At 68.0% G+C, this 13,252-nt stretch carries 15 protein-coding genes and 1 pseudogene; all 16 read left to right on the top strand.

Going from position 1 to position 13,252, the window contains the following annotated elements:
* Positions 1 to 482 precede the first annotated feature (482 nt).
* Complete coding sequence (locus tag AC27KI_RS12175) at positions 483 to 1,283, top strand: amino acid ABC transporter substrate-binding protein (protein WP_487114003.1); 801 nt, start codon at positions 483 to 485, stop codon at positions 1,281 to 1,283.
* A gap of 191 nt (positions 1,284 to 1,474) precedes the next feature.
* Positions 1,475 to 2,128: an amino acid ABC transporter permease gene (locus AC27KI_RS12170; RefSeq protein ID WP_487114001.1), complete on the top strand. Its 654-nt coding sequence runs from the start codon at positions 1,475 to 1,477 to the stop codon at positions 2,126 to 2,128.
* On the top strand, positions 2,109 to 2,900 hold the full coding sequence (locus tag AC27KI_RS12165; RefSeq protein WP_272567582.1) for an amino acid ABC transporter ATP-binding protein: 792 nt from the start codon (positions 2,109 to 2,111) through the stop codon (positions 2,898 to 2,900). The genes AC27KI_RS12170 and AC27KI_RS12165 overlap by 20 nt, the downstream gene beginning before the upstream one ends.
* Positions 2,901 to 3,106: 206 nt before the next feature.
* Positions 3,107 to 3,925, top strand: a complete 819-nt coding sequence (locus tag AC27KI_RS12160) for an ABC transporter ATP-binding protein (protein ID WP_284396723.1) — start codon at positions 3,107 to 3,109, stop codon at positions 3,923 to 3,925.
* On the top strand, positions 3,922 to 4,704 hold the full coding sequence (gene mlaE, locus AC27KI_RS12155; RefSeq protein ID WP_272567584.1) for a lipid asymmetry maintenance ABC transporter permease subunit MlaE: 783 nt from the start codon (positions 3,922 to 3,924) through the stop codon (positions 4,702 to 4,704). Before AC27KI_RS12160 ends, mlaE begins: the two co-directional genes overlap by 4 nt.
* Positions 4,705 to 4,741: 37 nt before the next feature.
* Entirely contained in the window at positions 4,742 to 5,245 is a 504-nt protein-coding gene (gene mlaD, locus AC27KI_RS12150; RefSeq protein WP_284396724.1) for an outer membrane lipid asymmetry maintenance protein MlaD, read from the top strand.
* Positions 5,242 to 6,006: an MlaA family lipoprotein gene (locus AC27KI_RS12145; RefSeq protein ID WP_284429925.1), complete on the top strand. Its 765-nt coding sequence runs from the start codon at positions 5,242 to 5,244 to the stop codon at positions 6,004 to 6,006. Before mlaD ends, AC27KI_RS12145 begins: the two co-directional genes overlap by 4 nt.
* A gap of 140 nt (positions 6,007 to 6,146) precedes the next feature.
* Complete coding sequence (locus AC27KI_RS12140) at positions 6,147 to 6,791, top strand: MlaC/ttg2D family ABC transporter substrate-binding protein (protein ID WP_284429926.1); 645 nt, start codon at positions 6,147 to 6,149, stop codon at positions 6,789 to 6,791.
* A gap of 22 nt (positions 6,792 to 6,813) precedes the next feature.
* A complete protein-coding gene (locus AC27KI_RS12135) occupies positions 6,814 to 7,083 on the top strand; it encodes an STAS domain-containing protein (RefSeq protein ID WP_284426007.1) in 270 nt (89 codons plus the stop codon).
* 174 nt (positions 7,084 to 7,257) lie between these two features.
* Positions 7,258 to 8,235, top strand: a complete 978-nt coding sequence (locus AC27KI_RS12130; RefSeq protein ID WP_284429927.1) for an ABC transporter ATP-binding protein — start codon at positions 7,258 to 7,260, stop codon at positions 8,233 to 8,235.
* Positions 8,232 to 8,987: an ABC transporter permease gene (locus AC27KI_RS12125; RefSeq protein WP_272567593.1), complete on the top strand. Its 756-nt coding sequence runs from the start codon at positions 8,232 to 8,234 to the stop codon at positions 8,985 to 8,987. Before AC27KI_RS12130 ends, AC27KI_RS12125 begins: the two co-directional genes overlap by 4 nt.
* A 37-nt stretch (positions 8,988 to 9,024) precedes the next feature.
* Positions 9,025 to 9,267 (top strand): BolA family protein, encoded by a 243-nt coding sequence (locus AC27KI_RS12120; protein ID WP_487113998.1) that lies wholly within the window; start codon positions 9,025 to 9,027, stop codon positions 9,265 to 9,267.
* A gap of 94 nt (positions 9,268 to 9,361) precedes the next feature.
* Positions 9,362 to 10,645 (top strand): UDP-N-acetylglucosamine 1-carboxyvinyltransferase, encoded by a 1,284-nt coding sequence (gene murA / locus AC27KI_RS12115; RefSeq protein WP_284410983.1) that lies wholly within the window; start codon positions 9,362 to 9,364, stop codon positions 10,643 to 10,645.
* A gap of 70 nt (positions 10,646 to 10,715) precedes the next feature.
* Positions 10,716 to 11,360, top strand: coding sequence for an ATP phosphoribosyltransferase (gene hisG, locus AC27KI_RS12110; protein WP_372588159.1), 645 nt, complete (start codon positions 10,716 to 10,718; stop codon positions 11,358 to 11,360).
* 116 nt (positions 11,361 to 11,476) lie between these two features.
* The gene (locus AC27KI_RS12105; RefSeq protein WP_272567598.1) at positions 11,477 to 11,830 is read left to right on the top strand and encodes a hypothetical protein; all 354 of its coding nucleotides are present in this window, start codon (positions 11,477 to 11,479) and stop codon (positions 11,828 to 11,830) included.
* A 45-nt stretch (positions 11,831 to 11,875) separates the two neighbouring features.
* Positions 11,876 to 13,188 (top strand): annotated as a pseudogene (hisD, locus tag AC27KI_RS12100) (histidinol dehydrogenase).
* The last annotated feature ends 64 nt before the right edge of the window (positions 13,189 to 13,252 follow it).

Below are 13,252 nucleotides of genomic sequence, written 5' to 3'. Positions count from 1 at the left end.
GTGGGGCAGTCCAGCCGCGCGCGCAGCCAGCCCAGCAGCCAGCGGTGGTGCGCGCCGTACAGGCGGCCGATTTCTTCAGCCGGCCCGGGGGCGGGCGCGGCGGCGTGGTGGGCGGCGGACACGGGAGCCACGGGCGGGAATCCGATGGGTAAACGCCCGGCGGGCGGTCAATGAGAATGCATCGCATTATCTCATCCGTGGGCGGTGGCCCGACCACGGGTCCGTTGCCCGTGCCGGGATGCCTTCTGGTGCACTCTTCGGGTTTTGGTTTGCTATTTAAATGATAGCGGTATGCCATAGTGATGATTGCGCTGCAGGCCATTTTGGTTCTCAGCTGCTGGCGCGCGCTGCACCGCCTTGGGGCGCGTTTCGCGCGGTCGGAGACAATACCGGCCTGGTCCCACCCCCTTCGCGCGTGGCCGCCCGCTGTCCCGGGCCGCCGCGCGCATTGCTTTTCGTCTCTCTGGAACACCCGATACGCCATGAAAAAGATTGCAGCCGTTTTATTGATGTCCCTGGGCGCCCTGCTGGCCGGTTGCGGCAAGAACGACAGCGCGCAGCCCGCTGCGGCCGCCGCCCCCGCACCGGCCGCCGCCACCAAGATCGTGGTGGGCCTGGACGACAACTTCCCGCCCATGGGCTTTCGCGACGAGAAGAACGAACTGGTGGGCTTTGACATCGACATGGCGCGCGAAGCCGCCAAGCGCATGGGCGTGGCGGTCGAGTTCAAGCCGATCGACTGGAGCGCCAAGGAGGCCGAGCTGTCCGGCCAGCGCGTGGATGCGCTGTGGAACGGGCTGACCATCACGCCCGAGCGCAAGCAGAACATCGCCTTCACCGCGCCGTACATGGAGAACCACCAGATCGTCGTGGTGTCGGCCCAGTCCTCCATCAAGGCCAAGGCCGATCTCGCCGGCAAGGTGGTGGGCGCGCAGGAGGGCAGCAGCGCGGTCGATGCGGTCAAGAAGGAAGACGCCGTGTTCAAGTCGTTCAAGGAGTTCAAGACCTTCGGCGACAACGTGACGGCGCTGATGGACCTGTCCACCGGCCGCCTGGAAGCCGTGGTGGTCGATGAAGTGGTGGGCCGCTACTACGTGGCCAAGAAGCCCGGCGCCTACGCCGTGCTGGACGAGCACTTCGGCACCGAAGACTACGGCGTGGGCGTGCGCAAGGACGACACCGCGCTGCAGGGCCGCCTGGACAAGGCCCTGGCCGACATGAAGCAGGACGGCACGGCCGGAAAGATCGCCACGCAGTGGTTCGGCAAGAACATCGTCAAATAAAGAACAACCCCCTGAGGCGCTGCGCGCCTTCCCCCTTCTCTCGCCTCACTGCGTGATGCGGGAAGGGGGACGCAGCCGGCGCGGCGGGGCGGCCCTTGCGCGGCTGCCGCTGGTATCGGGCCGCGCCAGTTGCCCAGGTTGCAGGCCTTGCCGGCCGCAGTCGTTTAGCCATGGACTCTCGTAGCTCATAGATGGATTACGTTCTCTCCCTTCTGGGGCCGATGGCGCAGGGCGCTGCGGTCACGCTGAAGCTCTTCGCCATCACGCTGGTGCTGGCCGTGCCGCTCGGGCTCGCACTGGCGCTGGCGCGCGTGTCGCGCCTGGCGCCGCTGTCGGCGCTGGTCAGCGGCTACATCTGGCTCATGCGCGGCACGCCGCTCATGCTGCAGATGCTGTTCATCTATTTCGCGCTGCCGTTCGTGCCGGTCATCGGCGTGCGGCTGCCGGACTTTCCCGCCGCCGTGGTGGCCTTCGCGCTCAACTACGCGGCGTACTTCGCGGAAATCTTCCGCTCCGGCATCCAGTCGGTGGACCGGGGCCAGTACGAGGCCGCCCGCGTGCTGGGCATGACCTACGGCCAGACCATGCGCCGCATCGTGCTGCCGCAGATGGTGCGCCGCATCCTGCCGCCCATGAGCAACGAGACCATCACCCTGGTCAAGGACACCTCCCTCATCTACGTGCTGGCCCTGAACGACCTGCTGCGCGCCGCGCGCGGCATCGTGCAGCGCGACTTCACGACCACACCGTTCATCGTGGCGGCGGCTTTTTATCTGACCATGACCCTGGTGCTCACCTGGGGCTTCCAGCGCCTGGAGAAACGCTATGCCAGACACGACGCTTGACGCGGCGGGCGCGGTGCCCATGATCGAAGCGCGCGGCCTGCACAAGGCCTTCGGCGGCACGCCGGTGCTGCGCGACGTGTCGCTCACCCTCGGGCGCGGCGAGGTGGTGGCGGTGATCGGGCCCTCGGGCTCGGGCAAGAGCACCTTCCTGCGCTGCCTGAACCACCTGGAGACCATCGACAGCGGCCACATCGCCATCGAAGGCGAGGCGCTGGCGACCACCGACGCGTCGGGCCGCTGCACCTACGTGCCCGAGGCCCGCGTACGCGGCATCTGCCGCAAGATGGGCATGGTGTTCCAGTCGTTCAACCTGTTCCCGCACCTGACCGTGCTGCAGAACCTGATCGAGGCGCCCATGGTGGTGCGCGGCATGCCGCGCGAGGCCGCGGTGGCCCGCGCCGAGGCGCTGCTGGCCAAGGTGGGCCTTTCCGAAAAGCGCGACCACTTTCCCGGCCGGCTGTCGGGCGGGCAAAAGCAGCGCGTGGCCATCGCCCGCGCACTGGCCATGGAGCCCGATATCCTGCTGTTCGACGAGCCCACTTCCGCCCTCGACCCCGAGCTGACCGGCGAGGTGCTGCGCACCATGCGCGAGCTGGCCAGCGACCGCATGACCATGCTGGTCGTCACCCACGAGATGGGCTTTGCGCGCGAGGTGGCCCACCGCGTGGTGTTCATGGACCGGGGCGAGCTGATCGAATCGGCCCCGGCGGCGGCGTTTTTCGCAAATCCGCAACATGCGCGCACCCAGGCATTTCTTCGCAGCATGCTTTGACCGGCATTCGGTGGCCGGTAAAATCCAAGCCAAATCGGCTTCCAAGGCAATTATTACTAGGGCATAGTGCTATCGAAAAATGAGCATTCGCGCCCCCTGGATTTTTGCAAACATCCATGCATGTATGTTTGCGTTACCATCGCATGCCCGGGGTTTGCCCTGACCCGCGACAATCACCGGTTGGTCCCCTTCTTCATCCCCTCTGAATGCCTGAGCACCCACTTCTGGTCGAACTGCGCAACGTGACGTTCTCGTACGGCGAGCGTGACATCCTGCGCGACGTTTCGCTGTCCGTGCCGCGCGGCAAGGTCACGGCGCTCATGGGCGCCTCCGGCGGCGGCAAGACCACGGTGCTGCGCCTCATCGGCGGCCAGCAGCGGGCGCAGCAGGGCGAGGTGCTGGTCGGCGGCCAGGACGTGGGCCGCATGGATGCCGCCACGCTCTACGCCGCGCGGCGCCGCATGGGCATGCTGTTCCAGTTCGGGGCGCTGTTCACCGACATGAGCGTGTTCGAGAACGTGGCCTTTCCGCTGCGCGAGCACACCGACCTGCCCGAGGAACTGATCCGCGACATCGTGCTGATGAAGCTCAACGCCGTGGGCCTGCGCGGCGCGCGCGACCTCATGCCCAGCCAGGTCTCGGGCGGCATGGCCCGGCGCGTGGCGCTGGCCCGGGCGATCGCCCTGGACCCCGAACTCATCATGTACGACGAGCCCTTCGCCGGGCTCGACCCCATTTCCCTCGGCACGGCGGCCCAGCTCATCCGGCAGCTGAACGACGCCATGGGCCTGACCACCCTCATCGTCTCGCACGACGTGGAAGAGACCTTCCGCGTGGCCGACCACGTGATCGTGCTCGGCCCCGGCACCGTGGCCGCGCAGGGCACGCCCGACGAGGTGCGCGCCAGCCGCGACCCGCTGGTGCACCAGTTCGTGCACGCGCTGCCCACCGGCCCCGTGCCGTTCCATTACCCCGGCCCCGACGTGGCGCAGGATTTCGGCCCGACCCCCGGAGGTGCGCGATGAGCTGGTGGCGTCCTTCCGATGTGGGCTTCGCGGTGCGCAGCCACCTGGCCGGCGTGGGCCGCGCGGCGCGCCTGTTCGGCCGGCTGGTGGCCCTGATCGGCCCCACGCTGCAGCGCCCGGGGCTGGTGCGCGACCAGATCCATTTCCTGGGCAACTATTCGCTGTCCATCATCGCCGTGTCGGGCCTGTTCGTGGGCTTCGTGCTCGGCCTGCAGGGCTACTACACGCTGCAGCGCTACGGCTCAGCCGAATCGCTGGGCCTTCTGGTGGCGCTGTCGCTGGTGCGCGAGCTGGGCCCGGTGGTCACGGCGCTGCTGTTCGCCGGCCGCGCGGGCACCTCGCTCACGGCCGAGATCGGCCTCATGCGCGCGGGCGAGCAGCTCTCGGCCATGGAGATGATGGCCGTCGATCCGGTGCGCCGCATCCTCGCGCCGCGTTTCTGGGCCGGCGTGTTCACCATGCCGCTGCTGGCCGCGGTGTTCAGCGCGGTGGGCGTGATCGGCGGCTGGATCGTGGGCGTGCTCATGATCGGCGTGGACGGCGGCGCCTTCTGGGGCCAGATGCAGGGCGGCGTGGACGTGTGGAAGGACGTGGGCAACGGGGTGCTCAAGAGCCTCGTGTTCGGCGTCACCGTGACGTTCATCGCGCTGCTACAGGGCTATCTGGCCAAGCCCACGCCCGAAGGCGTGTCGCGGGCCACCACGCGCACGGTGGTGATGGCGTCGCTCGCCGTGCTGGGGCTGGACTTCGTCCTCACCGCCCTGATGTTCAGTATTTGACGGGGCCGCACGCCCGCAACCCCTAGGAAACACACACATGCAGCATTCCAAGAACGATATCTGGGTCGGCCTGTTCGTCCTGCTGGGCGGCGCGGCGCTGGTCTTTCTGGCCTTGCAGTCCGCCAACCTGCTCAAGTTGAACTTCCAGACCGGCTACCAGGTCACCGCGCTGTTCGACAACATCGGCGGCTTGAAGCCCCAGGCGGCGGTGCGCAGCGCCGGCGTGGTGGTCGGCCGCGTGCAGTCCATCACCTTCGACGACAAGAGCTTCCAGGCCAAGGTGACGCTGGAGCTGCAAAAGCGCTATGCGTTCCCCAAGGACAGCTCGCTCAAGATCCTCACGAGCGGCCTGCTGGGCGACCAGTACATCGGCATCCAGGCCGGTGCCGACGAAGCCAACCTGGCGGAAGGCGACAAGATCTCCTCCACCCAGTCGGCCGTGGTGCTGGAAAACCTGATCGGACAATTTCTCTATGGCAAGGCAGAGGGCGGCGGCAACAGCAGCAGCGCGCCTTCCTCCAGCACAGGTGGCAAAAAATGACGACAACAACGACCATGAAACGGGCCCTGGCCCACGGCAGCGCACTGGCATTGGGCGCGCTCTTCCTGACGGGCTGCGCCAGCGGCCCCGGGGCCAACCCGCGTGACCCGCTGGAGCCCTACAACCGCAGCATGACGAACTTCAACGACAACGTCGATTCGATCATCCTGCGGCCGGTCGCCACGGCCTACCGCGACATCACGCCCGCGCCCGTGCGCACCGGCGTGAGCAACTTCTTCTCCAACCTGGGCGATGCCTGGTCGTTCGTGAACAACCTGCTGCAGCTGCGCGGCGAGGGCGCGCTCAACAGCCTGGTGCGCTTCAACGTGAACACGGTGTTCGGCTTAGGGGGCGTGTTCGACGTGGCCAGCGAAATGGGCGTGGACCGCGCCAAGCAGGACTTCGGCCTCACGCTCGGCCACTGGGGCATTCCCACCGGCCCGTACCTCGTGCTGCCGCTGCTGGGCCCGTCCACCGTGCGCGACACGCTGGCGCTGCCTGTCGATGCCAAGGGCGACCTCGTCTCGTACGTGGACCCGGTGTCGGCGCGCAACTCGCTGTATGCCCTGCGCGTGGTGAACATCCGCTCCAACCTGCTGCGTGCCAGCTCGGTGCTGGACACCGCGGCGCTCGACAAATACAGCTTCACGCGCGATGTGTTCCTACAGGTTCGCAGCCAGGAAGGCGGCGCGCCGGCCAACAGCGGCGAGGAAGAATACGACGACGGCGGCGGCAAGCTGCCCGAAGAGCCGGCGCGCTGAAGGGCCTCGGCCTTGGCGCGGCGCGGTTGCAGTTGCTTGCATCCGTGCACCGGACCGACGCATCCTGGCGCCGGCCCGACCCGAGAATGAACGAATCGAAGGGACGCCATCTGGGCGTGCCCGAGGAAGGAACGACACTGATGATGAATCGACGCACCCTGGGCCATGCCGCCCTTTGCACCGCCGCCGTGCTCTGGCTCGGCGCCCCGCTGTCCGCACTGGCCGCCGAAGAAGCGCCCGATGCGCTGGTCAAGCGCCTGTCGGCCGACGTGCTGGAAACCGTCCGCAACGACAAGAGCATCAAGGCCGGCGACGTGAACAAGATCATGGCGCTGGTCGACAAGACCATCCTGCCGCACGTCAATTTCCGCCGCATGACCGCCGCGGCCGTGGGCCCGGGCTGGCGCCAGGCCACGCCCGAACAGCAAAAGCGGCTGCAGGACGAGTTCAAGACGCTGCTGGTGCGCACCTATTCCGGCGCATTGAGCCAGGTGAACGACCAGACCATCACCGTCAAGCCCCTGCGCATGGCCGCCGACGACAAGGACGTGCTGGTGCGCACCGAGATCCAGGGCCGCGGCGACCCGATCCAGCTCGACTACCGCCTGGAGAAGACGCCCGGCGACGGTGCCGGCTGGAAGATCTACAACCTGAATGTGCTCGGCGTGTGGCTGGTGGAAACCTACCGCGGCCAGTTCGCGCAGGAGATCAACGCCAAGGGCGTGGACGGCCTGATCGAGTCGCTGGTGGCCCGCAACAAGGCCAACGCCGCCAAGGGCGGCTGACCGTTCGCCGGAGCCGATCGCGATGCTGGTGCTTCCTTCGGAACTGACCCATGCGCAGGCCAATGCGAGCTTGCGCATGCTGCTGCAGGGGCTCAAGGCCCACCGCGACGAGCTGCTGGTGGTGGATGCCAGCGCGCTGACCACGTTCGACTCGTCGGCGCTGGCGGTGCTGCTGGGCTGCCGCCGCGCCGCGCTGCTGGACGGCAAGCGGTTCGAGGTGAAGTCGCTGCCGGACGGGCTGCAAAAGCTCGCCGGCCTGTACGGGGTGGGCGAGCTGCTGCCGGCCGCCTGAGCCCTTCGGGTGCGGCGCCTGCACGGGGCGCCGGCCCGTCTGTTGCCTGGCTGCCGCACCGCCTGGTTCTCGCGCTGCCCCGTGCGGGCGCGAGTCGCCGTCCATCGCTGTTTTTCTTTCCCATCGCCTTGCGCGGGCACCGGTTGCCGGCACGCCGTAAAATCACCGGCTCCCATGCCCGCAGTCTCCTTCCAGTCCGTCTCCAAAACCTATTCCACGCCCAAAGGCCCTTTCCAGGCGCTCGACAACGTCAGCTTGGACATCGAGGAGGGCGAGTTCTTCGGCCTGCTCGGGCCGAACGGCGCGGGCAAGACCACCCTCATCAGCATCCTTGCCGGCCTCGCCCGTGCCACCAGCGGCCACGTGCGCGTGCAGGGCAGCGATGTGCAGGCCGATTTCGCCGCCGCCCGCCGCAAGCTGGGCGTGGTGCCGCAGGAGCTGGTGTTCGACCCGTTCTTCAACGTGCGCGAGGCGCTGCGCATCCAGTCCGGCTACTTCGGCGTGAAGAACAACGAGGCCTGGATCGACGAGCTGCTGGAAAACCTGGGCCTGGCCGACAAGGCCGGCTCCAACATGCGCCAGCTCTCGGGCGGCATGAAGCGCCGCGTGCTGGTGGCCCAGGCGCTGGTGCACAAGCCGCCGATCATCGTGCTCGACGAGCCCACGGCGGGCGTGGACGTCGAGTTGCGCCAGACGCTGTGGCACTTCGTCGCCCGTCTGAACAAGGAAGGCCACACGGTGCTGCTCACCACCCATTACCTGGAAGAGGCCGAGGCGCTGTGCAACCGCATCGCCATGCTCAAGCGCGGGCGCATGGTGGCGCTGTCCACCACCTCCGACCTGCTGCACGGGGCCTCGACGAACGTGATGCGCTTCAAGACCGATGACGTGCTGCCGCCCGCCCTGGCGGCCATCGCCCGGGTGACCGGCCGCGTGGTGCAGCTGCCCGCGCAGGACGCGCAGGACATCGAGCGCCACCTGGCCGTGCTGCGCGCCGCGGGCGTGGCCGTGCACGACGTGGAGATCCGCAAGGCCGATCTGGAGGACGTGTTCCTCAACGTGATGGCGCAAAGCAGCTACCCCGACCCGGCGCGCGAGCCCGCGCCGCCCGAAGGACCCGAGGCCACGGCCGAAGGCGGGGTGCGCCTATGACCGGCTGGCAGACCCTGTTCTACAAAGAGGTGCTGCGGTTCTGGAAGGTGAGCTTCCAGACCGTGGCCGCGCCCGTGCTCACGGCCGTGCTGTACCTGCTGATCTTCGGCCACGTGCTGGAAGACCACGTGAAGGTGTACGACCGCATCAGCTACACCGCCTTCCTGATTCCGGGGCTGGTGATGATGAGCATCCTGCAGAACGCCTTCGCCAACAGCTCCTCCAGCCTGGTGCAGAGCAAGATCATGGGCAGCCTGGTGTTCGTGCTGCTCACGCCGCTGTCGCACTGGGCGTGGTTCGTGGCCTACGTGGGCTCGTCCATCGTGCGCGGGCTGGTCGTGGGGCTGGGCGTGTTCGTGGTGACGCTCGCGTTCGCGCGGCCCGATTTCGCCGCGCCGCTGTGGATCCTGGCGTTCGCGCTCCTGGGCGCGGCGCTGCTGTCCACGCTGGGGCTGATCGCCGGGCTGTGGGCCGACAAGTTCGACCAGATGGCGGCGTTCCAGAACTTCGTGATCGTGCCCATGACGTTCCTGTCGGGCGTGTTCTATTCCATCCAGTCGCTGCCGCCGTTCTGGCAGACGGTGAGTCACCTGAACCCGTTCTTCTACATGATCGACGGCTTTCGCTACGGCTTCTTCGGCCAGAGCGACACGTCGCCGTGGCTGAGCCTGGGCATCGTGGGCATCGCCTGGCTGCTGGTCAGCGCGCTGGCGGTGCACCTGCTGCGCACCGGCTACAAGATTCGCAATTGACGACGCGACGACGCACCCACGACCCCCGAGCCCATCCATGACCGCCGACCAACTCAAAGACCTCATCGCCGCCGGCCTGCCTTGCGAGCACCTCGCGCTGGAAGGCGACGGACGGCACTGGTACGCCACCATCGTCTCGGCCGAGTTCGAGGGCAAGCGTGCCATCCAGCGCCACCAGCGCGTCTATGCCACGCTGGGCACCCGCATGCAGACCGACGAGGTGCATGCGCTGTCCATGAAGACCTTCACGCCCGCCGAGTGGGCCGCGCAGGACGCCTGACGGCCTGCGGTTGGTTGCTCACTTTTTGATAGCTATATGCCCTAGTGTTGATTGCACTGGCAGCACTTTTGACTGAAACACCGGGCTCGATGCCATGGACAAACTCCTGATTCGCGGCGGCCGCGCGCTGCATGGCGAGGTGCTGGTTTCCGGCGCCAAGAACGCCGCCCTGCCCGAGCTGTGCGCGGCGCTGCTCACGGCCGAGCCCGTCACGCTGCTGAACGTGCCCCAGCTGCAGGACGTGGCGACCATGCTCAAGCTCATCCGCAACATGGGCGTGGCGGCCGAGCGCTCGCCGGACGGCACGGTGCGCATCGATGCGGGCGCGCTCTCCACGCCCGAGGCGCCCTACGAGCTGGTCAAGACCATGCGCGCCTCGGTGCTGGCCCTGGGGCCGCTGCTGGCGCGCTTCGGCGAGGCGACCGTGTCGCTGCCGGGCGGCTGCGCCATCGGCTCGCGCCCGGTGGACCAGCACATCAAGGGCCTGACCGCCATGGGCGCGGAGATCCTGGTGGAGCACGGCTACATGATCGCCAGGCTGCCGGCGGGCGCCACGCGCCTGAAGGGCGCGCGCATCACCACCGACATGGTCACTGTGACGGGCACCGAGAACTTCCTCATGGCCGCCACGCTGGCCGAGGGCGAGACGGTGCTGGAGAACGCCGCGCAGGAGCCCGAGATTTCCGACCTGGCCGAGATGCTGATCGCCATGGGCGCCCGGATCGAAGGCCACGGCACCAGCCGCATCCGCATCCAGGGCGTGGAGCGCCTGCACGGCGCCACGCACCGCGTGGTGGCCGACCGCATCGAGGCTGGCACCTTCCTGTGCGCCGTGGCGGCCACGGGCGGCGAGGCCCTGCTGCGCCACGGCCGCGCCGACCACCTGGACGCCGTGATCGAGAAGCTGCGCGAGGCCGGCGTGCAGGTGCAGGCCGAGCCGGAGGGCATCCGCGTCAAGAGCCCGGGCGCCGCGCAATTGCGCGCGCAGGGCTTTCGCACCACCGAGTACCCCGGCTTTCCCACCGACATGCAGGCGCAGTTCATGGCGCTGAACGTGGTGGCGCAGGGCACCTCCACGGTCACCGAGACCATCTTCGAGAACCGCTTCATGCACGTGGACGAACTCGCACGCCTGGGCGCCAGGATCCAGACCGACGGCAAGGTCGCGGTGATCGAGGGCCTGGGCAGCACGGCCGCGCGCCTGTCCGGCGCCACGGTGATGGCCACCGACCTGCGCGCCTCGGCCAGCCTCGTCATCGCCGGGCTGGTGGCGGACGGCGCCACCGTGGTGGACCGCATCTACCACCTGGACCGCGGCTACGACTGCATGGAAGCCAAGCTGCGCGGCCTCGGGGCCGACATCGAGAGGGCGGCATGAGCCGCCTTCGCTGCTGCCCGGTGCCCCGGCACGTGGCGGCCGGGTTCCTCTTTTCTTCACCCCTATGACCATGATCACTCTTGCCCTGTCCAAGGGCCGCATCTTCGACGAAGCCCTGCCCATGCTGGCCGCCGCCGGCATTGCGGTGCTGGACGACCCCGAGAAGTCGCGCAAGCTCATCCTGACCACCAACCAGCCCGACGTGCGCGTGGTGCTGGTGCGCGCCTCCGATGTGCCGACCTACGTGCAGTACGGAGGCGCCGACCTGGGCGTGACGGGCAAGGACACGCTCATCGAGCACGGCGGCCAGGGGCTGTACCAGCCGCTGGATCTGCAGATCGCCAAGTGCCGGGTGAGCGTGGCGGTGCGGGACGACTTCGACTACGTCCGCGCGGTGCAGCAGGGCTCGCGCCTGCGGGTGGCGACCAAGTACACCGCTATCGCGCGCGATTTCTTCGCGGCCAAGGGCGTGCACGTGGACATGATCAAGCTCTACGGCAGCATGGAACTGGCGCCGCTCACGGGGCTGGCCGATGCCATCGTCGATCTGGTGTCCACGGGCAACACGCTGCGGGCCAACCATCTGGTGGAGGTGGAGCGGATCATGGACATCAGCTCGCACCTGGTGGTGAACCAGGCGGCGCTCAAGCTCAAGCAGGCGCCGCTGCGCCGCATCATCGACGCGTTCGCGTCGGTCATCCCCGCCGGCGGCTGACGTTGCGCGGGTGCCTCAGATCGAATCCCACGCCGGCCAGGACGGGGCAGAATCCGGGCTGTGTCGAGAAAATTGTTTCTCGATGCATCTTGTGTTTCAGAAATCTGAGGTGTTCCATGTTCAAGAAAATCCTGGTGCTGGGCTGTCTGGCGCTGAGCGGCGCCTCGTTTGCCGCCGATGCCGACTTCACGCTGGTCAATCGCACCGGCTATGCGCTCAACGAGGTCTATATTTCGCCCACCAAGATGGACAAGTGGGGCAGCGACCGCCTGGGCCGCAACCAGCTGGTGAACGGCGCCTCGCGCAAGTTCAAGTTCGGCGACACCAAGCACTGCATCCAGGACATCAAGGTCGTATTCACCGACGACGCCTCGGAAGTCGAGTGGGAGGGTCTCAACCTCTGCGAACTCGACAAGATCACGCTCAAGTACAACCGCAAGACGGGCGACGTGTCGGCAGAGACCGAATGAGCCCGGCGGCCCCTTCTTCCCCTTCGCGATAGAGATAGAAAAGCCATGAAAGCCACGCCTGTTCGTTTGCGTACCGATAGCGCCGATTTCGAGGCCGCGTTCCGGGACCGCCTGCATTGGTCCGCCGAGACCGATGCCGCCATCGAGCAGCGCGTGGCCGACATCCTGGCCGACGTGCAGGCCCGCGGCGACGCGGCCGTGCTGGAATACACCCGCCGCTTCGACGGCCTGCAGGCCGATTCCATGGCCGGGCTGGAGCTGTCGCAGGACGAACTGAAGGCCGCCTTCGAGGCCATTCCCACCGCGCAGCGCGAGGCCCTGGAGGCCGCCGCTGCCCGCGTGCGCCGCTACCACGAGGCGCAGCGCAAGGCCAGCGGCGAAAGCTGGAGCTACCGCGACGAGGACGGCACGCTCTTGGGCCAGAAGGTCACGCCGCTCGACCGCGTGGGCATCTACGTGCCCGGCGGCAAGGCCGCGTACCCCTCGAGCGTGCTGATGAACGCCATTCCCGCGCACGTGGCGGGCGTGGGCGAGATCATCATGGTGGTGCCCACCCCGCAGGGCGCGCGCAACCCGCTGGTGCTGGCCGCCGCCCACGTGGCCGGCGTGACGCGTGCCTTCACCTTGGGGGGCGCGCAGGCCGTGGCCGCACTGGCCTACGGCACGGCACCGTTCCGAAGGTGGACAAGATCACCGGGCCCGGCAATGCCTATGTGGCTAGCGCCAAGAAGCGCGTGTTCGGCACCGTGGGCATCGACATGATCGCCGGCCCGAGCGAAATCCTGGTGCTGGCCGACGGCTCCACGCCGCCCGACTGGGTGGCCATGGACCTGTTCAGCCAGGCAGAGCACGATGAACTCGCGCAGTCCATCCTGCTGAGCCCCGACGCCGCCTACATCGACGCGGTGCAGGCCGCCATCGACCGGCTGCTGCCCACCATGCCCCGTGCCGAGATCATCGCCAAGAGCCTCACCGGCCGCGGCGCGCTGATCCTTACCCGCGACATGGAAGAGGCCTGCGCCATCAGCAACCGCATCGCGCCCGAGCACCTGGAGGTCTCGAGCCGCGAGCCCCACCGCTGGGAGCCGCTGCTGCGGCACGCCGGGGCGATCTTTCTCGGGGCCTACACCAGCGAATCGCTGGGCGACTACTGTGCCGGCCCCAACCACGTGCTGCCCACCAGCGGCACGGCCCGCTTCTCGTCGCCGCTGGGCGTGTACGACTTCCAAAAGCGCAGCAGCCTCATCGAGGTGAGCGAGGCCGGTGCGCAGACGCTGGGCAAGATCGCCGCCGAGCTGGCCTACGGCGAGGGCCTGCAGGCCCACGCGCGGGCGGCCGAGATGCGCATCAAGCCCTAAACACGGGCCACCTCCACGCGGGCCGCCCGCGCGGGCCCCTGCGCACCGCGGGTGCCGCCATGGG

Source organism: Acidovorax sp. KPB24-03 (assembly GCF_057546605.1).
This window is presented reverse-complemented; position numbering and strand designations above follow the sequence as displayed.